We start from the raw sequence: 25,494 nt of genomic DNA, 5'->3' as shown, positions 1-25,494 counted from the left end.
TTCAATTCACCTGCGCCTGTGCGTGCCGTACCCGCCGCTCGCTGTGTTGCACCTGTGGCTGACGCAAACGCCAGACACTCCAGGCCAGCAGCAGCCCCAGCGCCACCACCGTCACCTCCAGCCACAGGCGCATGCTGTCGCCCCAAGCCTGGCCGTCACTGATTGCACTGAGCAGCGGCAAGCCCAGGCACAGCAGCGCCGCCAGGCTCAGCTGCTCACGCCAGGCTTGCAGACGCGGGCGTAGCCAGGCATGCAGCAGGCTCAGCAGCCAGATTGCGAAGAAGCCGCGCACTTCCCAACCGGCACGTTGAGTCAGCTCCTGTGGCAACAGGCGGTTAAGCCACAGCAGGCCGATACAGGCCACAGCCAGGCCGGCAATTGTCGCCACGTTGAGGCTTTCCACCAGGCGATAGAGCTGTTGCCCCAACGGGCTTTCACTGGCGTATTTACGCCGCCGCTTGACGGTAAACAGCACCAGCCCGGTGCCGATCATGGCGCTGCTGAGCAAGCCGCAGACAAAGTACAACCAGCGCATCGGGTAGCCGCCGAACTGCGCAAAGTGCAGGCCAAACATCACCCGCTGCGCCAGCACGCTGGGGCGCAGCTCCGGCGGCCCGGCCAGCAGCTCACCGGTGACGCCGTCAAACAGCATGTTGTGGCCTTTGGTCAGAGCAATGCGGTTACCCAGCACCCGGCGCATTTCGATATGTGCATCACTGCGTCCGGGGTGCTCGATCACCACACCGCTCAGCGACCCCATGCGCGCTTCAGCCTGAGCCAGCAGTGGAGCCAGCGGCGTCAGCGGCGCCGGGTGGGTCTGCGCCTGACGGGGCTCTTCCACGACCTCAATGTGCTCGCGGTAGAACGCCGCAAAATCACCTTTATAGAGGCTGTCCAGCGCCGCTGGCATATAGATCAGGGCAAAGATCGACAGGCCGGTGTAAGTGATCATCAGGTGAAACGGCAACAGCAGCACCGCCCCGGCATTGTGTGCATCCAGCCAGGAGCGCTGGCCCTTGTTCGGCCGGAAGGTGAAAAACTCCTTGAAGAACTTCTTGTGAATGATGATGCCGCTGATCAGCGCCACCAGCATCACCATCGCCGCCAACCCGACAATCCAGATACCCGGATTGCGTGGCATGCTCAGGCTGTAGTGGAAACGAAAGAAAAATGTACCGCCGGCCGTGTCGCGCACCACCAAGGGCTCACCGGTGAGTGGGTCCAGGTAGGTGCTGATGCCCGAGCGCCGGTCGCCCGCTGTCACCCGCAAGGCAGACATGCGCTCGCTGGGCAGGCTGATGTTCCAGGCGCTGGCATCGGCATGCTGGCGTTGCAGATAAGTCACCGCATGCTCGACAGCCTGGGCGTTGCTGACCGACGTCTGCTGGATCTCCGGCTGCATCCAGTGATCGATCTCCTGATCGAACACCGCCAGGCTGCCGGTGAGGAAGATGGCAAACAGCAGCCAGCCGAACAGCAGGCCACCCCAGGTGTGCAGCCAGGCCATGGATTGGGTCAGGGTCTGTTTCATGCCAGGCGCTCCAGCAGGTGTGGCCAGAAGCCGATCAGCGCCAGCGGTGCAGCGGCCGGCACCAGCGCCCAGGCGCGCCAGACGCTGCGTGCGGCAAACGCCCAGAGAATCGCCAGGGTGTAGAAGGTGAATGACAGCAAGCTGGCGATCAGCAGCGCATCCACCCGGGCCAGCGGCAACAGCTGCGCCAGGGCGGCGGTCAATGCGTAGGTGAACACATAGCCGCCCAGCAGCCCGGCCAGCACCCGTGAGCAGATCGGCCATGCCTGGGTTGTTTCAACGGCCTTACTCATTGCTAACCTCCTGCGCCAAGCCGGCCGCCATGCGCAGTGCCGGCCGCAAGGACGCGGCCAGCATCGGTCCATGGCCCAAACCGGCAAATTCCTGATAGGTCACCTGCATGCCCGACCAACGCGCCAGGCGTTCGGCCATCTGCCGCGCGGCATCGGCCGGAACCGCAGCCATGGCCTTGCGCCGCTGCTCCAACAGCGTCGGGTCGACACCGGGTCGGGTGTTGCCGGGCAGGCCTTCGTCACTGCCGCGCACGATCAACAGCTGGGCAGTGGCCCCGGCAAAGTCACGCTCTGCCTCCAGCAACAGCCCGGACTGCCACCACAGCGACGGGCTGGCGGCGATGTAGCGGGTAAAGCTGGCCGGCTGGGTCAACAGGGTATTGAGCACGAACAGCCCGCCGAACGAATGCCCCCAGAGTACCTGTTGCGCCGGATCAACCGGCTGTAGCGCGGCCACCTGCGGCTTGATGTGCTGCTCCAGCAACGCCAGAAAGGCTGCGGCACCGCCACCCTGTACCCCATTGAACGCCTGCATCGGCTGACCATCGCGGCGCGCCGGGGTGTAGTCGAGGGTGCGCGCCGGCACATTAAAAAGCCGCTCACCGGCATGCCCGATAAACACCAGCAGCGGCGGCGTACCCGCCCTCAGCTCATCCAGCCATTGCGCCTTCAGCGCCGCCAGCGCGGCATGGCCATCAAGCAGGTAAAGCACCGGGAAACCGCTGGCAGGGGCTGCACGTGCCGGCACCAGCAGTTGCACCTGATAGCTGCGCTGGGCATCTGCCGACTGCACCTGGAACGGCGCAAGCCGTTGATAACCGGGATAATCCGCTGCGTTCACCACGCTCAGCCAGGACAGGCAGAACAACCACAACCAGCAGCGCTTCATGGCACTACCCCCAGTACTTGCCAGCTGGGCAAGGTGCGCTGCTCGAAGTGCTGCAGGCGCTCGGCAGCCTGCTGCACGGCAACGCCGTGACGGCGCAACAGCGCCTGAGTGGTTTCACTCAGCAAGCTGCCGCGTAACAGCGGATGTTCCAGCAGCACGCGGGCGGCTGCCATCTCCAGCTTATCTGCAGGCACACTCGCACCCAGGCTGGGTGCGGCCAGGTGCGCGTAGCCCTCACCTCGTAAGGCCCCTTCGGCCAGCAGACGGTTAAGCGCCTGACAGCGGGTGACATCCACCGGCGCGTGCAGCAACGGATGGGCATAACCCGCCCACATCAGCAGCTGCAGGGCGCCACTGAGCTGGCCAACCTGCGCCGCCAGGGCGGGTCGCCGCGCCAGCTCGGCAAAGCTTTGCGGCCCCTCGCCAAGGGCCTGCAGCAATGGCTGATACAACTCGGCAGCGCCCTGCAGCGGACCGATGCGCGTTGAAAAATCCACCGCGCCCGGTGCCGGCGCTGCGGGCAACAGTGCCCAGCAGCTGTCCAGCAAGGCGTGCCGGTGTACCGCTGCCGTCAGCGTCTGATCGCCACGTTGGTACAGGTCACTGCGCTGGGCCTGGTTGCGTGCCAGGTCCTTGGCGGTTTCCCGCAGCGCCGGGTCAGACAGGCCCTGAATCGCGGACAGGCAGTTACCGGGCAACGACACTGCATCGATGTTTTCCAGTGGAATGGCGCTGCCGATCAGTTGGCAGCCAAGGCGGGCAAAATCGGCCATTACCTCGGCCACCGGCAACGGCTGCCAGTGCTCACACAACAGCTCATGGGCCAGATAGTCCAAACCCTGTTCGGCACTGCGCGCCAGCAGCCGGGCCATCTCAGGCTGCTCGACAAAATAGCCGGCGCCGCCTTGTTGCAAGGCCTGCAATGCCTCAAGCGCCGCCTGCACACGCTGCGGCGGTGAACCTTTGCCGTGTTGCGCGTGCTGCCAGATAAACCGCTGAGCCGCCGCCAGGGGCGCCATGCCGGGCTGACACATATAACCCAGGCACAGCAGTCCATTGGCGTTGAGGCGCTGCTCGACAAAACCACGGATGGCCGCACGCTGCGCGGGTGCTACCCAGCTGTACACGCCCTGGGCGACGATAAAGTCGTAGCCCTCGCCCGGTTGCTCGAGCAGCTCGGTGAACTCGGCCTGCACAAACTCGATATTGCTCAACTGCGCAGCCGCCGCCAGACGCCGGCCATGCTCGATGTGCTGCGGGTTGAAGTCCACTGCCACGAACTGCCCCGCCGGGTTGCTGGCGGCCAACAGCAGGCTGTTCAGGCCCTGCCCGCAGCCCAGCTCGCAGTAGCGAAAGCCCGCCTGCAGATTGCCTGCGCGCTGACCGAGAGCCGTCTGCAGCGCCACCAGCCAACTGGGCGCCAACTGCGGTTGAACATGATGGGGATAGGGCAACTCGACCAGATACCCCTGATTCCACACTTGCATTAAGCGTTTTCCTGCACTGAAAAGGCTCCGCCAGGACACGCCTGACGGAGCCGAAACCCGCCGTAGCAACGGGTAAGGAGCACGATGACCTAGAAGGACGCGGTGACCGAGGCGAAGTAGGCACGCCCGGCTTCGTTGTAGGTGTTGGCCCCGGCTTCGGTGGCGTTGCCTTCGCGGTAGATGCGCTTGTCGAACAGGTTGTTGATGCCCATGCGCACGCTGTACTGCTCATTGAAGGCATAGCCGGCGCTGACGCCCATCAGGCCGTAGGGATCGATGTCCTGCTGTGCCTGACTGTCGATCGCCACGTTGCGTCGGGCGTTGTAGCTCGGGGACTCCTGGGTGCCGTAGTAGGTGCCACTGACCTGCAGCGACAGTTTCTCGGTGGCGGCCCAGTCCAGACTGGTGTTGAGGGTGTATTCGGGAATGATGCTCAGCGGCTCGCCGCTGTCCTTGTCCTTGGACTCGATCATGTAGGTGAAGTTGGTGTTCCACTCCAGCGTCGGGCTGAGGGTGACGAACAGGTTGCCTTCAACCCCCTCGACCACCGCCTTGCCGGAGTTTTCCCAGTTCTGCACACGACGACCGTTCGCCAGGCGGAACTCCGCCGTGTTGCTGGAAACGATCTTGTTCTTGTAGTCGTTGCGGAAGTAGGTCGCGCTGGTACGCCAGGTGCCTTTATCGAAGGCCAGGCCGATTTCCTTGTTGATGCTGGTTTCCGGCTCCAGGTTCGGGTTCCCGATCAGGTAGCAGCCACCGGCGTTGGCTTCTGCCGCGTTACAACCAAAGCCCATGCTGTAGAGCAGGTAGTTGGGGTTGGACTGATACAGGTTGGGGGTCTTGTACGCCCGCGCGATACCGCCTTTGAGGGTCAGCTCATCGGTCAGTTCATGGGAGGCGTTGAGGCTCGGGCTCCAGTTACCGCCAAACTCTTCATGGTCGTCATAGCGCAGACCCGGGGTAACGATAGTGCGCTCGCCTACCTCGATGTTGTCCTCGGCAAACAGCGCAAAGCTGTGCGCGGTGGTCTTGGTCTGGCTGCGATCAAAACCGGGAATCGCCGGCACACCGCCAACACCCGGATCCCAGGTTTGCGCGCGCATGGAACCTGGGTCATTCAGGCTCTCATACAGGTATTCGCCGCCCAGGGTCAGCACCTGCGGCGCGCCCATCTCCAGCGGCAAGTTGACCTCGGCATTGGCGCGGGTATTACGCAGGCGCGACATAAACACCCCGGCCCCTTCCGCCGGCGCGCCCTCACCACCACCCGCCAGGCCTTCGTTGAGGCGCTCGTTCCGGGTGTAGTCGTAAGCCAGCGAGGCAGTGGAGCTGCCCCAGTCATAAATGCCGTTGTGGGTCAGCGCGTAGCTGCTGCGCTGGATGATATTGGTTTCCTTGCCATACAGCTGGTTCACGAATGCACCACCGCCATTAAGCATGGTGTCGCCGGCGTAGATGTTGCCCTGACGGCTGTAGGTGGCTTCCAGATCCAGGCTGTGACCGGGGTTCAGCTGCCAGCTGAGCAGGCCACTGATGTCCTTGTTGCGCACGCCTTCACGACCCGCCACCAGGGTATCGGCCCCCACCTGATGTTCACCGTTGATATCAGCATCATCGGCATTGGTCTTGTTGGCACCGCCATACAGGCGGAAGGCCAGGCTGTCGTTGAGCGCACCGCTGAGGTTGAAGTTGGCACGCTGACCGGTCCCTTCGGCATCGTCTTCAGGCTGGATCGCGTACAGGGTGACCGAGCCACGCAAGTCTTCGGTCGGCCGCTTGGTGATGATATTCACCACCCCACCCATGGCCCCAGAGCCATAGCGTGCGGCGGCCGGACCGCGGAGGATTTCGATGCGTTCGACTTCTTCAGCCGGCACCCAGTTGGTTTCGCCACGGGTGTCACGGTCACCGGTCCAGCCATAACGCACGGCGTTGCGCGAGCTGGAAGGACGACCATCGATAAGGATCAGGGTGTTTTCCGGGCCCATGCCGCGCAGGTCGATCTGGCGGTTGTTGCCACGACTGCCACTGGTGCTGTTGCCGGTCAGGTTGACCCCCGGCTCGCGGCGGATCACGTCGGAGAGGTCATTGGCCGGTGGACGCTTCTTGATGTCCTCAGCGGTGATGATCGACACACCCGGCGCCTGCTTGAGCTCCTGTTTAGCGGTGACCACGGCATCCTTGAGCGTGATCGCATCGGTGGGTTCGGCGGCTGCACTCAGGGCATCCATCTCGGCATCCACCACCTCAGCGGCAAACAGCGTGCAGGGGGAAAGACTGGCCGCAACGATGGCCAATGACAGATGACTGAGCTTGAATCGCGACTGCATGAACACCCTCTCCTGTGGCGAATGGTCCGCATCCAGGCTCAGGCGCTGACAGCAAAGCGCTGCGCCAACCCGACCGGTACGCGGGAACGGCGCAGATGCTACTTATTCTTATTTGAGAGTAAAGTGCATTTACAATCTATACACTTTTCAGCCGAAAATTCAGGCGCAAACCTTGACCCGTGTTTTCGGCCCACATCGCCCCGCCCTGCATCTGCATGGCGCTGCGGGCAATCGCCAGGCCCAGGCCAAAACCATCACCGCCGGGGCGAGCCGCTGACAAACGAATAAACGGCAGGAACATCTGTTCCAGCTGCTCAGCCGCCACGCCACCGCCCTGATCCTCCAGCCAGAACAGCCACTCGCCCTGCTCCATGCGCCCACCCAGGCTGATCAGCCCGCCTGCCGGAGAATGCCGAATGGCATTGCGCAACCCGTTCTCCAGCGCCTGCGCCAAGGCATTGAGGTGCCCACGCACGCAGCAGTCATCAGGCAGCAGACAACGCAGCTGGGCCTGCGGCCAGCCACTTTCGAAGCAGGCATCCTCGACCAGCAAAGCCCACAGTGACGGCAGGCTGATCGGCTCCAGCTCAGGCTGCGGACGCTCGGTACCCAGCCAGATCAACTCCAGGGTGTCATCCACCAGGCACTGCATGCCGCTGACCTCGCGCTCCAGGCGCTGACGCAGCGGCTCGGCATCCAGGCCACTCTCACAGGCCACCCGCAAGCGGCTCAAGGGGGTGCGTAGCTCATGGGAAAGATCGCGCAACAGCTGCCGCTGCAAGCTGAGCATGCCCTGCAAGCGCTCGGCCATGTGGTCGAAAGCACGACCCAGCTCGCCCAGTTCATCCTGACGGGTACTGATCTGGCTGGCCATGCGTACACTCAGCTGTTCCCCACGCAGAGCGTTGGCCTGCTCACGCAGGTGCTGCAGCGGGGTAATCAGCAAGCGATAGAGCAAGGCACAGAGCAGCAGCGCCAGCCCGCAGGGCAGCAAGCCGTGCACCAATAACTGAGCGTGCCAGGTAAAGCCTTCCGGCAGAAAACGCTCCGGCAACTCGATTACCAGTTGGCCATCCAGAGGCTGTTGCGGAAATGGCAAGACAAGCACTGGCAAGCCATTGGCGCGCTTGCTCATCGGCCAGTCAATGCGGCGCATGGCTGTCAGTCGCTCGGTTTCCTCAAGGCTCAGGGCCTGTGTACCCAGCGCGCGCAAATCACGCCCAACCACCCTCAGCCAGACCGACTCGCGCTGCTGCATCTGCACCTGCCAACGCTCAACGCCTGCGGCCCCGCCACTGCGCCAAGCCTGTTCGGCTTCACCGGCATAGCCGAGCAATTGCTGCTGAGCCGCTTCGCTGAGCAAATAGCCACGAAATTCGATACGCCCGCCCCAGGACCAGCTGACCCAGATGATCAGTAGACAAAAGGCCAGGACCAGCAAAGCCAGCCGCCAGAACAGCGAATGACGCCCCGGCACGGCTCAGGCACCCTCACGGGTGAACAGATATCCCTTGCCCCACACGGTTTCCAGGCGCCCGGCGGTATAGCCAACAGCCTGCAACTTGCGGCGCACGTGGCTGATATGCATATCTAGGCTGCGGTCATGTCGCGAATAGGCGCGGCGCAACACCTGCTGATAGAGAAAGGCCTTGCTCATCAGCCCTTCCGGATGACGCACAAACAGTTCAAGCAAGCGAAATTCGGTGTGGGTCAACTCGGCCCACTGCCCCTGCCGCGACACATCCATACGCGCCTCATCGAACTGCAATTGCGGGTCAAGGCTGGCCTGCACCGGCTCACGTCGCTCATAGGCCACCCGGCGCAACACGGCGGCAATCCGCACATGCAACTCATCCATGCTGAAGGGCTTGGCCAGGTAGTCGTCAGCACCTTGACTGAAGCCAGCAATGCGGTCCTGCTCGCCACCCAGCGCCGAAATCAGAATCACTGGCACCCCCAGGCGCTCGCGCAGATGTTGCAACGCCTGCAAACCGCTGATGCCAGGCAGCAGGATATCCAGTAGAACCAGGTCAAACGCTCCACTGCTGGCCAGGCGCAAACCCTCGCGGCCATCCTGGCTAAGGCTGACGTTATAGCCGCGCGCCTGCAGGTTGCCCTGCATGTGACTGGCCAACAGGGGATCGTCTTCAACCAGAAGAATGCGCGCAGCAGGAAAATGGCAGGAGAGCACGGGGTAGCACCAATTCAAATGATAATAATTCTACCTACTATTCGTACCGCACTCACCTACAGATTCTCGCTCGCCGAATCGCTACACTGCCGACATATCACCCCAGGAGGCGTCGCGTGTTAAAGGATCTAGGCATCAAAGGCCGTGTGCTTATGCTCACCCTGCTGCCCACCAGCCTGTTGGCGCTGGTTCTGGGGGGTTACTTCACCTGGGTGCAGCTGTCCGGCTTGCAGGGGCAACTGCTGCAACGCGGCCACATGATCAGCGAACAGCTCGCGCCCCTGGCCGCCCCCGCCTTGCGGGCTGGTGATGCGCTGCTGCTACAACGCATCGCCACCCAGGCTCTGGAGCAACCGGACGTACGCGCGGTAAGTTTTCTAGCCCCGGAACGCAGCCCACTGGCCCATGCCGGCCCGCGCATGCTTACGCCCTCGCCCATGGGCGAAGAACAGCAGCCGGCACAGAGCAGCAGCCAGGACGCCACACGCTTTCTCATGCCGGTGTATCAGCAACACCTGAGTCTGACCGGCAGTACGTTCAGCGAACCCGGCACCCAGCTGCTCGGCTGGGTCGAGCTGGAGCTGTCGCATCACAGCACCCTGCTCAGCGGCTACCGCAGCCTGCTGGCCAGCCTGCTGCTGATTGCCACCGGGCTGATGGTCACCGCCCTGCTCGCCGTGCGTATGAGCCGCACCATCAACGACCCGCTGCGACAGATCAAACAGAGCGTCGCCCAGCTAAAAGACGGCCATCTGGAAACCCGCCTGCCGCCACTCGGCAGTCATGAGCTGGACGAGCTGGCCTCGGGCATCAACCGCATGGCCGAGTCGCTGCAGAACGCCCAGGAAGAACTGCAACACAGCGTCGACCAGGCCACCGAAGACGTGCGGCAGAACCTGGAAACCATCGAAATCCAGAACATCGAGCTGGACCTGGCGCGCAAGGAGGCCCTAGAGGCCAGTCGGATCAAATCCGAGTTCCTCGCCAATATGAGCCACGAGATCCGCACCCCACTCAACGGCATCCTCGGCTTTACCAATCTGCTACAGAAAAGCGAACTGACCCCGCGCCAGCAGGATTACCTGGGCACCATCGAAAAATCCGCCGACAGCCTGCTGGCGATCATCAACGAGATTCTCGATTTCTCGAAAATCGAGGCCGGCAAGCTGGTACTGGAAAATATTCCGTTCAACCTGCGCGACCTGCTGCAGGACACCCTGACCATCCTCGCCCCCGCCGCCCACGCCAAACAGCTGGAGCTGCTCAGCCTGGTCTACCGTGACACGCCGCTGTCGCTGATCGGTGACCCGCTGCGGCTCAAGCAGGTGCTGACCAACCTGGTGAGCAACGCGATCAAGTTCACCCGTGCCGGCACCATCGTGATTCGCGCCATGCTCGAGGACGAAAACGCCGATCGCGCGCAGCTGCGCATCAGCGTGCAAGACACCGGCATCGGCCTCTCCGATGAAGACCTGCGCGAGCTGTTCCAGGCCTTCAGCCAGGCCGACAACTCGCTCAGCCGTCAGGCCGGCGGCACCGGCCTGGGCCTGGTGATTTCCAAGCGCCTGATCGAACAGATGGGCGGTGAGATCGGCGTCGACAGCACGCCTGAACAAGGCTCGGAGTTCTGGATCAGCCTGAGCCTGCCCAAGGCCCGTGACGACGCCGAAGACCTGCCGCGGCCGCCGCTGCTTGGCCGGCGTGTGGCGATTCTGGAAAGCCACGAACTGGCACGCCAGGCCCTACTGCATCAACTGGAAGATTGTGGTTTGCAGGTCAGCGATTTCGACAACCTCGACAACCTGCTGCTGGCCGTCGCCGAAGCCCGGCACAGCAGCCAGCCGATCGAACTGGCCGTGCTCGGCGTCAGTACCCAGACCCTGCCACCGGATCGCCTCGGTCAACGCATCTGGGAACTCGAACACCAGGCCTGCAAAACCCTGTTGCTGTGCCCCACCACCGAACAAACGCTGTACCACGGCCTGCTCCCGAACGCCTACAGCCAACTGCAGGCCAAACCGGCCTGCACACGTAAGCTGCAGCGCGCCCTGGCTGAACTGATCAGCCCACGCCAGCAGCGCACGGACAGCCCACAGAGCGCCCCCAGCCGAGCACCGCAGGTTCTCTGTGTCGACGACAACCCGGCCAACCTGCTGCTCGTACAAACCCTGCTCGACGACATGGGCGCCCAGGTCAGCATCGCCAACAGCGGCTATGAAGCCGTGGAAAAAGCCGCCGAGCATGTCTTCGACCTGATTTTTATGGACGTGCAGATGCCTGGCATGGATGGCCGCCAAGCGACCGAAGCGATTCGCCTGCAGGAAAGCGAGAACGGCCGCAGCCCGGTGCCGATCGTAGCCCTGACCGCCCACGCCTTGGCCAACGAAAAACGCGCCCTGCTGCAAAGCGGCCTGGATGACTACCTGACCAAGCCGATCAGCGAACGCCAGCTGGCCCAGGTGGTGCTCAAGTGGACCGGTCTGGCCCTGCGCAACCAGAGCGTCGAGCCTCCCAGCGCAGGCAAGGTGCAGCACAGCCTGAGCGTACTGGATGCTGAAGAAGGCCTGCGCCTGGCAGCCGGCAAGGCTGACCTGGCCGCCGATATGCTGAGCATGCTGCTGGCCGGCCTGCCTGGCGACCGCCAAGCCATTCGCCAGGCGCGCGACAGTGGCGAGCGCAACAGTCTGATTGAGCGGGTGCACCGCCTGCACGGGGCTACGCGCTATTGCGGCGTGCCGCAGTTGCGCGCCGCCTGTCAGCGCAGTGAAACCCTGCTGAAACAGAACGACCCGGCCGCCCAGCAAGCCCTGGATGAGCTGGATGCCGCCATCGAACGACTGGCCCTTGAGGCGCAAGTCAGCGCCTGAGACGGTCGGCCAACGCAGCACATGACGGCTGCGTGTTAGCATTTGCGCCTACTTGGAGGCTCCATGGCTGAACACGACTTTCGCTACAACCTGCTCAACCCTGAACACACGCTGATCGAATGCCGCGCACTGGCCCCTGGCCGTTATCAGGTCACCGGCAATGGTGGCTCGATCAAGAGCGGCGACACCCTGCTGGTCACCCTCAAGGGCAGCCGCGAGCTGTCCATGCGCTTGCAGGCCGACAATGTGCGCCACCTGATCAACCCGCGCGGCCAATGGGTCGCTGTGGCCACCGGCCCGGCATTCAAGGAGCTGGCGATCTTCAATTGGCAGGTCAACTGCGACAGCTGCAATGCCCAGCTCGATTTCGAGTTTGCCGTCGATGCCGCCCTCGGCAAGAAGGCCCAGGCCCCAGCGGCCGAAGCGCGCATCAAAGAGCTGGGCTGGCAGTCGCATAACGCCAAGCACCTATGCCCTAAATGCCAAAAATAAGCCGCACCCCAGGAGGCTATATGAACCGACTTCTGACCATCAGCCTGCTGGCCCTCGGCCTCACCGGCTGCGCCGCACCCGGCCCACAACTGGAAACCGAGCACAGCTACCGGGTGGAGTGGATTGGTGAGCGTCCGTTGATCGACCGTAGCTACCTGAGCATTACCCTGGCTGACGATGGTCGGGCCTATGGCAATGCCGGCTGCAACCACTGGTTCGCCAACTACCGCCTGGACGGCAAAAAACTCAGCATCAGCACGCCAGGCAGCACTCGCAAGATGTGTGCACCGGCGCTGATGGAACAGGAAACCCGCTTTCTCGAAAGCCTGAGTCAGGTACAGCGCTGGGACTTTTCGCCCACAGGGCAACTGCGCCTGTGGCCCACCGAAGGCAAGCCGCTGCGCCTGTGGTCAGAAGACAAGTAAGCATTTTGCGTCAGATAAAAAAGGGAGCCCGAGGGCTCCCTTTTTTATGCCTGCCATCCCTGGCGGCTACGCGACGTTGAAAATGGCTCCCGGCCATTTTTTTACCGCTGAAACTCAGTGAATGATCTGGCTGAGGAACAGCTTGGTGCGTTCGTTCTGTGGGTTGGTAAAGAAGGTATCCGGATCGTTCTGCTCAACGATCTCGCCCTTGTCCATAAAGATCACCCGGTTCGCCACGGTGCGGGCAAAGCCCATTTCGTGGGTTACGCAGAGCATGGTCATGCCGTCTTCGGCCAGGCCGATCATGGTATCCAGCACTTCCTTGACCATTTCCGGATCGAGTGCCGAGGTCGGCTCGTCGAACAGCATGATCTTTGGTTTCATGCACAGCGCACGGGCAATCGCCACACGCTGTTGCTGACCACCAGAAAGCTGGCCTGGGTATTTGTTCGCCTGCTCCGGAATACGCACACGCTCAAGGAAGTGCATGGCAATTTCCTCGGCTTGGCGCTTGGGCATCTTGCGCACCCACATCGGCGCCAGCGTGCAGTTCTGCAGCACGGTCAGGTGCGGGAACAGGTTGAAGTGCTGGAACACCATGCCGACTTCGCGACGTACCGCTTCGATGTGCTTGAGGTCGTGGGTCAGCTCGGTGCCATCAACGATGATGCGCCCCTGCTGATGCTCTTCCAGACGGTTGATGCAGCGAATGGTGGTCGATTTGCCCGAGCCAGATGGCCCGCACAGCACGATACGCTCACCTTGCTGCACGCTCAGGTTGATGTCCTTGAGCACATGGAACTGGCCGTACCACTTGTTCACGCCTTGCAGCAGGATCATCGGCTCGGCGCTGGGCTGCTTGATTGCTTCACTCATGATTCACTCCTAACGCTTGTGGCCGGTGTCCAGCTTTCTCTCCAGACTCTGGGAATAGCGGGACATACCAAAACAGAAAATCCAGAAAATCAGCGCGGCGAACACATAGCCTTCAGTGGCCATGCCCAGCCAGGCTGGATCGGTGGTGGCTTGCTTGATGCTGTTGAGCAGGTCGAACAGGCCGATGATGATCACTAGGCTGGTGTCCTTGAACAGCGCAATAAAGGTGTTGACGATGCCGGGGATCACCAGCTTCAGGGCTTGCGGCAGGATCACCAGGCCCATCATCCGCCAGTAACCCAGGCCCATGGCCGCTGCGGCTTCGTACTGGCCTTTGGGAATGGCTTGCAGACCACCGCGCACCACTTCAGCGATATAGGCCGACTGGAACAGGATCACCCCGATCAGTGCACGCATCAGTTTGTCGAAGGACAGGCCTTCCGGCAGGAACAGCGGCAGCATCACCGAGGACATGAACAGCACGGTAATCAACGGCACGCCGCGCCAGAACTCGATGAAGGTCACGCAGATCACACGGATCGCCGGCATGTCCGAGCGCCGTCCCAGCGCCAGCAGAATGCCCAGCGGCAAGGCACCGGCGATGCCGACAGCAGCGATCACCAGAGTCAACATCAGGCCGCCCCACTGGCTGGTCGGCACAGTCGACATGCCGAAGAAGCCGCCGTGCAGCAGCCAGAAGGCCAGCACCGGGTACACCACCAGGAAGCAGAGGCCATACAGCGCCTTGCGCGGCATCAGCGAGACGAACAGCGGTGCAGCACCGATGATCGCCAACCACAGCGTGGTATCCACCCGCCAGCGCAGCTCAGTTGGGTAGAAGCCGTACATGAACTGGCCAAAACGTTGCTGCACAAACACCCAGCAGGCTCCGCCGCTGGTGCAGTCAGCACGGGTGGTGCCGGTCCAGTCGGCATTGATGAAAGCCCACTGAATCAGCGGTGGCAGCATCAGCCAAACCAGGTAGACGGCGAACAGTGTCAGCAGTGTGTTGAACCAGCTGGAGAACAGATTACTGCGCAGCCAGCCGACCACGCCGACGCTCATCGCCGGTGGTGGTAGATCAGGTTTGAATGTATGAGTTTGCATGGCTGCTCCTTACCGCTCGATCAGCGCAATGCGCTTGTTGTACCAGTTCATCAGCATGGAAATGCTGATGCTGATCGCCAGGTACACGCTCATCGTGATGGCAATCACCTCGATGGCCTGACCGGTCTGATTGAGCACCGTGCCAGCGAACAGCGAGACCATGTCCGGATAGCCGATACCGGCGGCCAGCGAGGAGTTTTTCGCCAGGTTCAGGTATTGGCTGGTCAACGGCGGAATGATCACCCGCAGCGCCTGCGGAATGATCACCAGACGCAGGGTCTTACCAGCAGGCAGGCCCAACGAGCGCGCCGCCTCGGTCTGCCCGTGACTGACGGCCATGATCCCGGAGCGCACGTTCTCGGCAATAAAGGCCGCGGTGTAGATGGTCAGCGCCAGGGTCAGCGCCATCAGCTCGGGAATCAGCACCCAGCCGCCACGGAAGTTGAAGCCGGTCAGCTCTGGCACGCTCCACTGCAACGGATTGCCGCCCAGCAGAATCGCCAGCCCTGGCAGGCCGATCAGCAGCGGAATAGCGCCCAGGGAAACCGGAAACAGCTGGCCGGTCGCCTCGAAACGCGCCTTCGACCAGCGCGAAAACAGCACCACCCCGATAATTGCCACAATCAGCGCACCGGAAAACAGCGCAAAGCTGTCGGTCGGACTGGGGGCCGGCATATACAGGCCACGGCTGTTGAGGAAGAAAGTGTCGCCAACGCCCAGGCTCTGCCGCGGTCCCGGCAGCGAGAGCATGACAGCGAAGTACCAGAAGAATATCTGCAGCAGCGGTGGGATATTACGGAAGGTTTCGATGTACACGGCGGCCAGCTTGCTGACCAGCCAGTTGGGCGACAAGCGCGCCACACCCAGCAAGAACCCCAACAGGGTCGCAAAGACGATACCGATCACCGACACCAACAGGGTATTGAGCAAACCCACCACGAAAACACGCCCATAGGAGTTGCTTTCGTTGTAGTCGATCAAGTGCTGGGCAATGCCGAAACCGGCGCTGTTATTAAGGAAGGAAAAGCCGGAGGTAATCCCGCGTTTTTCCAGGTTGGTCTGGGTGTTGTCAAACAGAAACCAGCCGAGCGCCACAACGGCGATAACGGCAAGAATTTGAAATAGCCAGGCACGCACCTTGGGGTCGGTCCAAACCGATCCACCCGGGCGCGGGACATTTGCAGTGGTTTGCATAAGAGCCCTCTTGGAACCCTCATGCCCGCAACAGCGGGCATGAGGTTCACATCAGTCAGAACAATGCCAGCCACTCAGGACGAGCGGCTGGCAGCGGACGGTCAGCGCACCGGCGGTGCGTACTGCAGACCACCTTTGTTCCACAGGGCGTTGAGGCCACGCTCGATCTTCAGCTCGCTGCCGGTACCGACGTTGCGCTCGAAGCTCTCACCGTAGTTGCCCACTTGCTTGACGATCTGTACCGCCCAGTCTTTCGGCAGCTTCAGATCTTTGCCGAACTCACCTTCAGCGCCGAGCAGACGAGCCACGTCGGGGTTCTTGGTGGATTTGGCCTGTTCTTCAACGTTAGCCGAAGTCACGCCCAGCTCTTCAGCATTGACCATCGCGTAGAGCGACCAGCGCACGATGTCGAACCACTCCTCGTCACCCTGGCGTACAACCGGGCCCAGTGGCTCTTTCGAGATCACTTCCGGCAGTACCACGTAGGAGTCCGGGTCGGCCAGTTTGATGCGCTGTGCGTACAGCTGCGACTGGTCGGAAGTCAGCACGTCACAACGGCCAGCTTCAACCGATTTGGCGCTCTCGTCGGAGGTATCGTAGGTGATCGGGGTGTACTTCAGGCCATTGGCGCGGAAGTAGTCGGAGAGGTTCAGCTCAGTGGTGGTACCCGCCTGGATGCACACGGTGGCGCCATCGAGTTCCTTGGCGCTGGAAACGCCGAGCTTCTTGTTCACCAGAAAGCCTTGACCGTCGTAATAGTTGACGCCGGCAAAGTTCAGACCCAGGCCGGAATCACGGGAGCTGGTCCAGGTGGTGTTACGCGAGAGAATGTCGACTTCGCCAGATTGCAACGCAGTGAAGCGCTCCTTAGCGGTCAGCGGGCTGTACTTGACCTTGGTCGCGTCACCGAATACGGCAGCAGCCACTGCGCGGCATACGTCAACGTCGAGACCCAGGTAGTTACCCTTCTCATCGGCGTAGGAGAAGCCAGGCAGACCATCGCTGATACCGCACTGTACAAAACCTTTCTTCTGGATCGCGTCCAGCGTAGCGCCTGCGTGAGCGAAACTGCTGACACCGAGAACAGCGGCGGTGGTCAGTACTGCCAATGTGGATTTCACCATCTTCATTAAAACCTCCAGTTGCTTTTGTTGTGTTTGGAGTCTCGGCCCTACCACCGTACCCTTATGGGGCTCGTTGACTGTGTCGGCAGCAACACACTCAGCCGGGGATCAGACCTTAGTTCGAGTCTAGTTGCCGATTGCTCCAGCGGCCATAGACTCTCACCCGCCCATTATTTGAATGGGCTAGAGACAGATAGCAAGTGACTTGTCGCACAGCATGCAGCGCCTGGCGAACTGGTTGAAAAGCCTGTTACAAGGCATTTCAGTCTGCTCCGTGCCCGCTTGGGTGGCAGTGTTACCACCGGCGAACAACGTCATCAGTCCCTAGGGTGTATAGCAAGGCCCGTACCAGCACCGCGCTTTGAGCACCATACGGAGAGGTCAAGAGCAAAACTTGCACCCTGGCGACAACTTCTTTCTAGAATCGCCACCCTGAAAATTTCCCTGCGCACTAAATCAGCGCGCGCGCACCACAGCGGAGCCTCAGATGAGCGAACCCTTGATTCTTCAGCCCACACTTGCCGCCGATTCGTGCGTCATTTGGTTGCACGGCCTGGGGGCCGACCGTTACGACTTTATGCCGGTAGCCGAAATGCTGCAGAAACGCCTGACCAGCACCCGCTTCGTCCTGCCACAAGCGCCGACCCAGGCAGTGACCATCAACGGCGGCTACGCCATGCCCAGTTGGTACGACATCCTGGCCATGAGTCCGGCTCGCGCGATCAACCGCGAGCAGCTGGAAGCCTCGGCGCAACAGGTGATCGCCCTGATCGAAGCGCAGCGTGACAGCGGCATTGATCCAGCCCGTATCGTTCTGGCCGGTTTCTCCCAAGGCGGTGCGGTGGTGCTGCATACGGCGTTCCTGCGCTGGCAGTTTGCCCTGGGCGGGGTCATGGCGCTGTCAACCTATGCACCGACCTTCAGTGACGAAATCACCCTGGTAGATACAAAAAAACAACTGCCGGTGCTGTGTTTGCATGGCACATTCGACGACATCGTTCTGCCGGCCATGGGTCGTGCAGCCCATGACTACCTGGAGGCCTCTGGCGTCAGCGTGCAATGGCGTGATTACCCGATGGGCCACGAAGTGGTAAACGAGGAAATCCGCGACATCGCCGACTGGCTGGAGCTACGGTTCAACAGTTGACTGTTTGCGAGTGAAACCACTTATGCCTGCTATTCCTGCGATCAAGACCCTGCGCGACATTCAGCAGATCGAGCAAACCCCGCTCACCGAGCGCGACCTGCCTACCAGCACCTATGAGCTGATCCGCCGCAGTGCCGCGTTGCAGGGTGACGCGCCAGCGCTGTCCTTCATCCTGCAGGGCAATGTCGACGAGCCGGCCTACCGCCTGAGCTACCGGCAACTGCTGGGCAAGATCACCCAGACCGCCAATGCCTTCCACCGCCTGGGCCTGCGCCCAGGCAAGGCGGTGTCGTTTCTGCTGCCCAACCTGCCGCACACCCACTTCACCATCTGGGGTGGCGAAGCCGCCGGGATCGTCAACGCAATCAACCCGCTGCTCGACCCGGAACATATCGCCGAGCTGATCCAGGCTTCGGACTCGGAGCTGCTGGTCACCCTCGCCCCCTTCCCCGGCACTGACTTGTGGGCCAAGGTCGAAGGCCTGCGCGATCAGTTGCCGAACCTCAAGGCGATTATCTGCGTTGACATGGCCAATCTGCTGCCAGAGCCGCAGCGCAGTGGCCTCAAAGCCCAGCGCGGGGCATTGCCGGAGGGCGTGCTGGACTTTGACGAGCTGATCGCAGGCTGCCCGGACGATCACCTGGAAAGCGGCCGAGTGATCGCGGCCGACGAAGTTGCCAGCTACTTCCACACCGGCGGTACCACTGGCACGCCGAAACTGGCGCCGCACAGCCACGGTAATGAAGTGGCGATGGCCTACAGCATGAATCTGGTTACCGGCTTCGAGCCGGGCGATGTCACCCTCTGCGGCCTGCCGCTGTTCCACGTCAACGGTGTGATCGTCACCGGCCTGACCGCCTTTATCGGCGGTGCCGAAGTGCTGCTGGCTACCCCGCAGGGTTATCGCAACATTGCGTTGATCGGTAATTTCTGGAAGATTATTGAGCGCTACAAGGTCAGCTTCTTCAGCGGCGTACCGACCATCTACGCCGGCCTGCTGCAAGTTCCCAGCGAGTGCCATGACCTCAGCTCGTTGAAGTACGCCCTGTGCGGCGCGGCGCCGATGCCGGTGGAACTGATCCGCCAGTTCGAAAGCAAAACCGGGCTGACCCTGATCGAAGGCTACGGCCTCACCGAAGGCACCTGCGGCAGCTGCGCCAACCCGCCAGCCGGCGAACGTCGCCCGGGCTCCATTGGCCTGCCGATGCCCTACTGCGAGGTGGCGATCAAGGTGCTCGATGAACAGGGCAACTATTTAAGGAATGCGGCCAACAATGAAATCGGCAACCTGTGCATCCGCGGTGCCACGGTATTCAAGGGCTACCTGCAGAGCAGCAAGAATGCCGGCATCTGGGTCGATGGCGACTGGTTCAACACCGGTGACCTGGGTCGTGTGGATGCAGACGGCTATATCTGGCTGACTGGCCGCAGCAAGGACCTGATCATCCGTGGCGGCCACAACATCGACCCGCAAATGATCGAAGAAGCCCTGCACAAACACCCCGCAGTGGCCATGGCCGCCGCAGTCGGCAAGCCAGACGAAAAAGCCGGTGAACTGCCGGTGGTCTACGTGCAGCTCAAACCCGGCGCACAGGTCAGTGAAGCCGAGCTGTTGGCCCATGCTGCCGAGCATATCCCCGAACGTGCGGCGATCCCCAAGGACGCCTGGATCATCGACGCCATTCCGCTGACCGCCGTGGGCAAGACCTTCAAGCCTGCCCTGCGTTTCGATGCCATCGCCCGGGTCTACCAGGCCGCGCTGACAGAACTGGACGAGCAGTTGCGCGTGGAAGTGCTCAGCGATGACCAGCGCGGTCAGGTGGCGCACATTCACCTGCCCGCCGGACAAGCCGCACTGGCCGATGCCGTGGCCAAGCGCCTGAGTGGTTTTGCCGTTGGCATACAACTGCACCACGATCAATAACAACTACCCGGCGCAAGGATCGCGCCAGATTTGTGACCAACCATTCAACTTTAAGACCACTGGTCGCCCAAGACCCACACAAGGATTGTCAGCCCACAGGCAGCGGAATATGTTCAGCCATGGTGTTCGCCCTTAATGCAGGGAGCGTTAGCGATGCACACTCGGCACAAGACCAGACCCTACCTGCCACTGCGATGAAAAACGCCAAGTGGCAGGCTGACCTGCACCAAATCCGCCACCTGCGACTGTTCAATAATGTCGCCGCCAGCAGCATCAGCCAGTTGCTCAAGGAATTTCGCGCCTGCGATCTGGAAGCTGGCGAAGTGCTACTCTCGCCCTTCAACCGCAATCAGTACCTCTACCTGCTGCTCAAAGGCCAACTCAAGGTCTACCTTGGCTCGCTCGACAGCCAGCCAGTGAGCACCCTGAAAGTCGGCGACTGCGCCGGCGAAATCAGCTTTATCGACAATGAACACCCATCAGCCTACGTGGTGGCCACCGAGCCCTGCTGTGTGCTGCGGCTACACCGTGAGTCGCTATTCAACCTATTCCGGCAATCACCCGAACTGATGCAAAACCTGCTCGAGCTGCTGTGCGATCGAGTACGCAAAGGCAATCGGATCATTCTCGACAGCGAACAGACCGCCAACATCGACGCCCTGACCGGCGCCTATAACCGTCGCTGGCTGGAGCATATCTTCGAGCGTGAAAGCACCCGCAGCGCCTTCAACGAAAAACCGCTGTGCATGCTGATGCTCGACGTCGATCACTTCAAAGCCTACAACGATCAGCACGGCCATCTCGCCGGCGACTATGCGCTGTGCCTGGTCGCCCACACCCTGCGCAATCAGCTGCGCCCCAAGGACAGCCTGACCCGCTACGGCGGCGAAGAGTTCGTCATCCTGCTGCCGGAAATCAGCCTCGATGAAGCGCGCAATATCGGCGAGCGCCTGCGCCAGGCACTGCATCACGTCAGCTCGTTCCATTCACCGATTGGCGTCCTGCCGGGTGTGACCGTTTCCATCGGCCTGGCGCAGATGCAGCCCAAAGACAGCCTGCAGGGCCTGATCGCCCGCGCCGATAGCGCGCTGTATCGGGCCAAGCAGAAAGGCCGCGACTGCCTCTGCGGCTGACCTCTACGATCTGCTGCGCGCCGGCCCTGCTGCGTTACAAACACGCTCACTCGCTAGCAATCACTTTTTTACCCACTCTTGTTAGAGTGCTGCGCATAACAACAACGCCCGGATGGCACCCACTATGCGCAAAGTTCTGCTGACCCTCCTGATTGTGCTGCTGATTGCTGCTGGCAGCGTGTTCGCCCTGCCCGCCCTGCTTGACCGCAAGATGAACAGTGTTGAATCCCCTGCACCCTACCCTGCCAGCGAGCCGGCCAAACAGCTGCATCAACAGCTGTTTATCGCCGATCTACACGATGACGTGCTGCTGTGGGAGCGCGACCTGCTCAAGCGCTACGACTTCGGCCACTCCGACCTGCCGCGCATGCTCGAAGGCCACGTCGGCCTGCAAGTGTTCTCCACCGTGACCAAAACCCCGCGCGGCCTCAACTACGAACGCAACAGCGGTGACAGCGACAACATCACCCTGCTGGCCATGGCCCAACGCTGGCCCAAAGAAACCTGGACCAGCCTGCTGCAACGCGCGCTCTACCAGGCACACAAGCTCAATACAGCCAGTGCCAACAGCGACGGTCGCCTGGTACTGATCAAAACCCGTGACGACCTCGGGCGCTTTATCAGTGCCTGGCAAAAAGACCCGCAACGCGTCGCGGCGATCCTCGCCACCGAAGGCCTGCAACCAATCGAGGGCAAACTGGAAAACGTCGATACACTGTATGACGCCGGCTTTCGCATCACCGGCCTGACCCACTTCTTCGATAACGAAATCGGCGGCTCGGCCCACGGCCTGGAAAAAGGTGGCCTGACCCCGCTGGGTAAGCAAGTGATCAAGCGCCTGGAAGAAAAAGCCATGCTGATTGACCTGGCCCACGCCTCCCGCCCGCTGATTGACGATGTACTGGCCATCACTACCCGCCCGGTTCTGGTTTCCCATACGGGGGTCGAAGGCACCTGCAAAGGCCCGCGTAATCTGAGCGACAAACACCTGAAAGCCATTGCCGCTACTGGCGGAGTGATCGGTATCGGTTACTGGGATGCCGCCGTTTGCGCCACCTCAGTAGACGCAATCATCAAGGCCATCCGCTATACCGCTGACTTGATCGGCGTACAGCATGTGGCCCTGGGCTCGGATTTCAACGGCACCATCCACGCCCCGTTTGATGTAACCGGCTTGCCACAGCTCACCGAAGGCCTGCTCAAGGCTGGCTTCAACCGTGATGAAATCGCCGCCATCATGGGCGGCAACGTACAGCGCCTGCTGCTTGCCAGCCTCCCTGTAGATTGAGTAAAAACCAGTCAAACGCTGCCATCCGGCGTGGCACTTCGCCGCGCCGGCTTCTTGCTTTACACTGGCGGCCGTTCACTCCTTAACCAATTGATGAGATGACCGTGCTCAAAGCACTCAAGAAAATATTCGGCAAAGCCGAGGGCGAGCAGCCCAGCCCATCAAGCCCGCCCGTAACGCCCAGCGCACCGCGCGCCAAGCAGAATGCCCACGCGGATAATGACAGCCGCAACAGCAAACCGCGCGCCGCAGAAACCGCTGAAAAACCGTCACAGCGCCAGGAAAAGCCGGCAAAGCCGCGTCGCGAACGTCCGGCCAAGCCTGTCGATACCTGGAAACTGGAAGACTTCGCCGTCGAACCGGCCGAAGGCAAGACCCGTTTCCACGACTTCAAGCTCTCTTCCGAGTTGATGCACGCCATCCATGACCTCGGTTTCCCCTACTGCACGCCGATTCAGGCGCAGGTGCTGGGCTTCACCCTCAGTGGCCGCGATGCGATTGGCCGTGCCCAGACCGGCACCGGCAAAACCGCAGCCTTCCTGATCTCGATCATCACCCAGCTGCAACAGACCCCGGCACCGAAAGAGCGCTACATGGGCGAGCCGCGCGCGCTGATCATTGCGCCAACCCGCGAACTGGTGGTGCAGATCGCCAAGGATGCCGCCGAACTGACCAAGTACACCGGCCTCAACGTCATGCAGTTTGTTGGCGGTATGGATTTCGACAAACAGCTCAAGCAGCTCGAATCACGCTTCTGCGACATTCTGGTGGCAACCCCGGGGCGCTTACTCGATTTCAATCAGCGCGGCGAAGTGCACCTGGATATGGTCGAGGTGATGGTGCTCGACGAAGCCGACCGCATGCTCGACATGGGCTTTATCCCGCAGGTGCGGCAGATCATTCGCCAGACCCCAATGAAGGGCGAACGCCAGACCCTGCTGTTCTCCGCCACCTTCACCGACGATGTGATGAATCTGGCCAAGCAGTGGACCACCGACCCGGCCATCGTCGAGATCGAACCGGAAAACGTCGCCAGCGACACCGTCGAGCAGCACGTTTATGCGGTTGCCGGCAGCGACAAATACAAGCTGCTGTACAACCTGATCAGCCAGAACGACTGGAGTCGGGTAATGGTCTTCGCCAACCGCAAGGATGAAGTACGCCGCATCGAGGAACGCCTGACCCGCGACGGCATCAGTGCCGTGCAAATGTCCGGCGATGTCCCGCAGCACAAACGCATCCGCGCCCTGGAAGGCTTCCGCGAAGGCAAGATCCGTGTGATGGTCGCCACCGACGTGGCCGGCCGCGGGATTCATGTCGATGGCATCAGTCACGTAATCAACTTCACCCTGCCGGAAACCCCGGACGACTACGTGCACCGCATCGGGCGCACCGGCCGCGCCGGCACTAGTGGCACCTCGATCAGCTTTGCCGGCGAAGACGATGCCTACGCCCTGCCCGCCATCGAAGCCTTGCTGGGCCGCAAGATTGCCTGTGAAATGCCACCGGACGAGCTGCTCAAACCGGTACCGCGCAAGCACTAATCTAGGCGCGACTAAAAAAGGCGAAGCCCCAGAGCTTCGCCTTTTTTATAGGCTACCGGCCACAACCTGTCAGGGCGCAAACAGCTCCAGCTGCTCGTGCTGGCCACGCACATCATGCAAGCGCACACCAACACCCAGCAGACGCACCGCCTTGTTGCCTCGGACGTAGGCGGCACTCAGCAGCCGCGCGTAACTGTCCAGATCACGCCGTGCTCCGGCCTGTTCCAGGGTGGTCTGGCTGAAGTCGTGAAACTTGATTTTGACAAAGGGTTTGTCTGGCCGATAACTCGCATCCAACCGCGCCATACGGGTTGCCAGTTGTTCCAGCAGCGCAGGTAACTGCTCCAGGCAGGCGGCTAGGTCAGGCAGATCCTTATCGAAGGTATTTTCCACGCTGACGGACTGCCGCCGACTGTCGTTATGCACCGCACGCTCATCAATGCCACGTGCCAATCCCCAGAGACGTTCGCCGAAGCTGCCAAACTCCTTGACCAGCGCCAGCTTGTTCCACTTGCGCAGATCACCACAGGTGCGAATCCCCAGACGACCGAGCTTGTCGGCCGTGACCTTGCCCACGCCATGCAGCTTGCTCACCGACAAGGCCGCGACGAAATCCTCGACCTGATCGGGAGTGATGACAAACAGGCCGTTAGGTTTTTTCCAGTCGCTGGCAATCTTGGCCAGGAACTTGTTCGGCGCCACCCCCGCAGAAACGGTGATATGCAGCTCCTGCGAGACCCGCCGGCGAATATCCTGAGCAATACGGGTGGCACTGCCGGCAAAGTGCGGGCTGTCGGTAACGTCCAGATAGGCCTCATCCAGCGACAGCGGCTCGATCAGCTCGGTGTAATCGCGAAAGATCGCCTGAATCTCTCGCGACACCACCTTGTAGACGTCCATCCGCGGCTTGACGATCAACAGCTCCGGACACAGCTTCAGCGCCTGCCCCGAAGCCATCGCCGAGCGTACACCATAACTGCGCGCCTCATAGTTACAGGTGGCGATCACCCCGCGCCGATCCGCCGAACCACCTACCGCCAAGGGTTTGCTGGCCAGGCTCGGGTCATCGCGCATCTCGATTGCCGCGTAAAAGCAGTCGCAATCGATATGGATGATTTTGCGGTTGTTCATCGTCAAATCAGCAGACCCGCTGACCGCTACTGCTCGGCCGCGCTGACGGGTGCCGTGGGTTGGGCCTGCGTCTCGCTCTCGTCAGATTTGCTGATATAGGACTGGATGATCAGAATGACGATCAACATAAAAGCCGCCAGCGGCAACAGTTTGGTCTTGCTCACCACCGCGGCGCCACAACTGGGGCAAGCCTTGGCATCGGTAGGCACCTGGGCACCACAGGCTTTACATTCAGTACTCATGGTGTCGCTCCTCTTCAATGGCCACGGACTCTAGCCCAACAGCCGGGTCACGGGCTACGGTGAAAATTTTACGAACTATCAGACCAGCTCTAACTCAGGGTCTAGCAAGAGGTCAAACGGCTAAGCAACTGAATAAAAACAACTTCCGCCGATCTTTAGGTTGACACGTAGGTTTTTGCCGCTATAATTGCCGCCGCGGGATGGAGCAGTCTGGTAGCTCGTCGGGCTCATAACCCGAAGGTCGTTGGTTCAAATCCAGCTCCCGCAACCAGATACTCA

Annotated in this window: 21 protein-coding genes and 1 tRNA gene; 9 read left to right on the top strand and 13 right to left on the bottom strand. The window is 61.4% G+C overall.

The annotated features are described in order from the left end of the window. Window position 1: 1 nt before the first annotated feature. The 7 genes from IOD17_RS07870 to IOD17_RS07840 all read right to left on the bottom strand — a co-directional run bounded on the left by IOD17_RS07870 (window position 2) and on the right by IOD17_RS07840 (window position 8,721). Window positions 2-1,531: a PepSY-associated TM helix domain-containing protein gene (locus IOD17_RS07870; protein ID WP_233684564.1), complete on the bottom strand. Its 1,530-nt coding sequence runs from the start codon at window positions 1,529-1,531 to the stop codon at window positions 2-4. Next, on the bottom strand, window positions 1,528-1,824 hold the full coding sequence (locus tag IOD17_RS07865) for an iron transporter (protein ID WP_233684563.1): 297 nt from the start codon (window positions 1,822-1,824) through the stop codon (window positions 1,528-1,530). Before IOD17_RS07865 ends, IOD17_RS07870 begins: the two co-directional genes overlap by 4 nt. After that, window positions 1,817-2,713: an alpha/beta hydrolase gene (locus IOD17_RS07860; protein ID WP_233684562.1), complete on the bottom strand. Its 897-nt coding sequence runs from the start codon at window positions 2,711-2,713 to the stop codon at window positions 1,817-1,819. Before IOD17_RS07860 ends, IOD17_RS07865 begins: the two co-directional genes overlap by 8 nt. Further along, window positions 2,710-4,200, bottom strand: coding sequence for a class I SAM-dependent methyltransferase (locus tag IOD17_RS07855; RefSeq protein WP_233684561.1), 1,491 nt, complete (start codon window positions 4,198-4,200; stop codon window positions 2,710-2,712). Before IOD17_RS07855 ends, IOD17_RS07860 begins: the two co-directional genes overlap by 4 nt. Before the next feature lie 89 nt (window positions 4,201-4,289). Next, window positions 4,290-6,530, bottom strand: a complete 2,241-nt coding sequence (locus IOD17_RS07850) for a TonB-dependent siderophore receptor (protein ID WP_233684560.1) — start codon at window positions 6,528-6,530, stop codon at window positions 4,290-4,292. Window positions 6,531-6,666: 136 nt separating this feature from the next. Beyond that, window positions 6,667-8,007: a histidine kinase sensor domain-containing protein gene (locus tag IOD17_RS07845; protein WP_233684559.1), complete on the bottom strand. Its 1,341-nt coding sequence runs from the start codon at window positions 8,005-8,007 to the stop codon at window positions 6,667-6,669. A 3-nt stretch (window positions 8,008-8,010) separates the two neighbouring features. Continuing rightward, on the bottom strand, window positions 8,011-8,721 hold the full coding sequence (locus tag IOD17_RS07840) for a response regulator transcription factor (RefSeq protein ID WP_233684558.1): 711 nt from the start codon (window positions 8,719-8,721) through the stop codon (window positions 8,011-8,013). A 116-nt stretch (window positions 8,722-8,837) separates the two neighbouring features. On the opposite strand from IOD17_RS07840, the gene IOD17_RS07835 reads away from it, so the two are divergent. The 3 genes from IOD17_RS07835 (at window position 8,838) to IOD17_RS07825 (ending at window position 12,505) form a co-directional block, all read left to right on the top strand. After that, window positions 8,838-11,588, top strand: a complete 2,751-nt coding sequence (locus IOD17_RS07835; protein ID WP_233684557.1) for an ATP-binding protein — start codon at window positions 8,838-8,840, stop codon at window positions 11,586-11,588. Between the two features lie 63 nt (window positions 11,589-11,651). Next, window positions 11,652-12,080 (top strand): hypothetical protein, encoded by a 429-nt coding sequence (locus tag IOD17_RS07830; RefSeq protein ID WP_233684556.1) that lies wholly within the window; start codon window positions 11,652-11,654, stop codon window positions 12,078-12,080. Window positions 12,081-12,100: 20 nt separating this feature from the next. Next, window positions 12,101-12,505: an META domain-containing protein gene (locus IOD17_RS07825; RefSeq protein ID WP_233684555.1), complete on the top strand. Its 405-nt coding sequence runs from the start codon at window positions 12,101-12,103 to the stop codon at window positions 12,503-12,505. 114 nt (window positions 12,506-12,619) lie between these two features. Here the strand turns inward: IOD17_RS07825 and IOD17_RS07820 are convergent, their stop codons facing one another. The 4 genes from IOD17_RS07820 to IOD17_RS07805 all read right to left on the bottom strand — a co-directional run bounded on the left by IOD17_RS07820 (window position 12,620) and on the right by IOD17_RS07805 (window position 16,812). After that, the gene (locus tag IOD17_RS07820) at window positions 12,620-13,381 is read right to left on the bottom strand and encodes an amino acid ABC transporter ATP-binding protein (RefSeq protein WP_233684554.1); all 762 of its coding nucleotides are present in this window, start codon (window positions 13,379-13,381) and stop codon (window positions 12,620-12,622) included. Between the two features lie 9 nt (window positions 13,382-13,390). Then, window positions 13,391-14,488 (bottom strand): amino acid ABC transporter permease, encoded by a 1,098-nt coding sequence (locus tag IOD17_RS07815; RefSeq protein WP_233684553.1) that lies wholly within the window; start codon window positions 14,486-14,488, stop codon window positions 13,391-13,393. Between the two features lie 9 nt (window positions 14,489-14,497). Further along, window positions 14,498-15,682 (bottom strand): amino acid ABC transporter permease, encoded by a 1,185-nt coding sequence (locus IOD17_RS07810; protein ID WP_233684552.1) that lies wholly within the window; start codon window positions 15,680-15,682, stop codon window positions 14,498-14,500. A 101-nt stretch (window positions 15,683-15,783) separates the two neighbouring features. After that, on the bottom strand, window positions 15,784-16,812 hold the full coding sequence (locus tag IOD17_RS07805) for an amino acid ABC transporter substrate-binding protein (RefSeq protein WP_233684551.1): 1,029 nt from the start codon (window positions 16,810-16,812) through the stop codon (window positions 15,784-15,786). Window positions 16,813-17,293: 481 nt separating this feature from the next. Between IOD17_RS07805 and IOD17_RS07800 the strand changes: the two genes are divergently transcribed. The 5 genes from IOD17_RS07800 to rhlB all read left to right on the top strand — a co-directional run bounded on the left by IOD17_RS07800 (window position 17,294) and on the right by rhlB (window position 23,842). Further along, window positions 17,294-17,953 carry an alpha/beta hydrolase gene (locus IOD17_RS07800; RefSeq protein ID WP_233684550.1) on the top strand — a complete coding sequence of 220 codons (660 nt, stop codon included), beginning with the start codon at window positions 17,294-17,296 and terminating at the stop codon, window positions 17,951-17,953. Window positions 17,954-17,975: 22 nt separating this feature from the next. Further along, on the top strand, window positions 17,976-19,877 hold the full coding sequence (locus IOD17_RS07795; RefSeq protein WP_233684549.1) for an acyl-CoA synthetase: 1,902 nt from the start codon (window positions 17,976-17,978) through the stop codon (window positions 19,875-19,877). A 194-nt stretch (window positions 19,878-20,071) separates the two neighbouring features. After that, window positions 20,072-21,010 (top strand): GGDEF domain-containing protein, encoded by a 939-nt coding sequence (locus IOD17_RS07790; RefSeq protein ID WP_233684548.1) that lies wholly within the window; start codon window positions 20,072-20,074, stop codon window positions 21,008-21,010. Between the two features lie 124 nt (window positions 21,011-21,134). After that, a complete protein-coding gene (locus IOD17_RS07785) occupies window positions 21,135-22,298 on the top strand; it encodes a dipeptidase (RefSeq protein WP_233684547.1) in 1,164 nt (387 codons plus the stop codon). A gap of 104 nt (window positions 22,299-22,402) precedes the next feature. After that, window positions 22,403-23,842: an ATP-dependent RNA helicase RhlB gene (rhlB, locus tag IOD17_RS07780; protein ID WP_233684546.1), complete on the top strand. Its 1,440-nt coding sequence runs from the start codon at window positions 22,403-22,405 to the stop codon at window positions 23,840-23,842. A 69-nt stretch (window positions 23,843-23,911) separates the two neighbouring features. Here rhlB and dinB read toward each other — a convergent pair whose 3' ends face one another. Both dinB and IOD17_RS07770 read right to left on the bottom strand, forming a co-directional pair. Beyond that, window positions 23,912-24,973, bottom strand: coding sequence for a DNA polymerase IV (dinB, locus tag IOD17_RS07775; RefSeq protein WP_233684545.1), 1,062 nt, complete (start codon window positions 24,971-24,973; stop codon window positions 23,912-23,914). Between the two features lie 26 nt (window positions 24,974-24,999). After that, entirely contained in the window at window positions 25,000-25,215 is a 216-nt protein-coding gene (locus IOD17_RS07770; protein WP_233684544.1) for a zinc-ribbon domain-containing protein, read from the bottom strand. A gap of 194 nt (window positions 25,216-25,409) precedes the next feature. On the opposite strand from IOD17_RS07770, the gene IOD17_RS07765 reads away from it, so the two are divergent. Then, window positions 25,410-25,486, top strand: a tRNA-Met gene (locus tag IOD17_RS07765). The last annotated feature ends 8 nt before the right edge of the window (window positions 25,487-25,494 follow it).

Source organism: Pseudomonas anguilliseptica (genome assembly GCF_021375795.1).
Classification (GTDB): Bacteria; Pseudomonadota; Gammaproteobacteria; order Pseudomonadales; family Pseudomonadaceae; genus Aquipseudomonas; species Aquipseudomonas anguilliseptica_A.
The sequence above is the reverse complement of the archived record's forward strand: the minus strand, read 5'-3'. Positions and strand labels throughout refer to the sequence as shown.

Bases quoted from the DNA above. Each gene is read 5' to 3' on its own strand.
- IOD17_RS07870 (WP_233684564.1), bottom strand. From the start codon at position 1,531: ATGAAACAGACCCTGACCCAATCCATGGCCTGGCTGCACACCTGGGGT.
- IOD17_RS07865 (WP_233684563.1), bottom strand. From the start codon at position 1,824: ATGAGTAAGGCCGTTGAAACAACCCAGGCATGGCCGATCTGCTCACGG.
- IOD17_RS07860 (WP_233684562.1), bottom strand. From the start codon at position 2,713: ATGAAGCGCTGCTGGTTGTGGTTGTTCTGCCTGTCCTGGCTGAGCGTG.
- IOD17_RS07855 (WP_233684561.1), bottom strand. From the start codon at position 4,200: ATGCAAGTGTGGAATCAGGGGTATCTGGTCGAGTTGCCCTATCCCCAT.
- IOD17_RS07850 (WP_233684560.1), bottom strand. From the start codon at position 6,530: ATGCAGTCGCGATTCAAGCTCAGTCATCTGTCATTGGCCATCGTTGCG.
- IOD17_RS07830 (WP_233684556.1), top strand. From the start codon at position 11,652: ATGGCTGAACACGACTTTCGCTACAACCTGCTCAACCCTGAACACACG.
- IOD17_RS07825 (WP_233684555.1), top strand. From the start codon at position 12,101: ATGAACCGACTTCTGACCATCAGCCTGCTGGCCCTCGGCCTCACCGGC.
- IOD17_RS07820 (WP_233684554.1), bottom strand. From the start codon at position 13,381: ATGAGTGAAGCAATCAAGCAGCCCAGCGCCGAGCCGATGATCCTGCTG.
- IOD17_RS07815 (WP_233684553.1), bottom strand. From the start codon at position 14,488: ATGCAAACTCATACATTCAAACCTGATCTACCACCACCGGCGATGAGC.
- IOD17_RS07810 (WP_233684552.1), bottom strand. From the start codon at position 15,682: ATGCAAACCACTGCAAATGTCCCGCGCCCGGGTGGATCGGTTTGGACC.
- IOD17_RS07805 (WP_233684551.1), bottom strand. From the start codon at position 16,812: ATGAAGATGGTGAAATCCACATTGGCAGTACTGACCACCGCCGCTGTT.
- IOD17_RS07800 (WP_233684550.1), top strand. From the start codon at position 17,294: ATGAGCGAACCCTTGATTCTTCAGCCCACACTTGCCGCCGATTCGTGC.
- IOD17_RS07795 (WP_233684549.1), top strand. From the start codon at position 17,976: ATGCCTGCTATTCCTGCGATCAAGACCCTGCGCGACATTCAGCAGATC.
- IOD17_RS07790 (WP_233684548.1), top strand. From the start codon at position 20,072: ATGAAAAACGCCAAGTGGCAGGCTGACCTGCACCAAATCCGCCACCTG.
- IOD17_RS07785 (WP_233684547.1), top strand. From the start codon at position 21,135: ATGCGCAAAGTTCTGCTGACCCTCCTGATTGTGCTGCTGATTGCTGCT.
- dinB (WP_233684545.1), bottom strand. From the start codon at position 24,973: ATGAACAACCGCAAAATCATCCATATCGATTGCGACTGCTTTTACGCG.
- IOD17_RS07770 (WP_233684544.1), bottom strand. From the start codon at position 25,215: ATGAGTACTGAATGTAAAGCCTGTGGTGCCCAGGTGCCTACCGATGCC.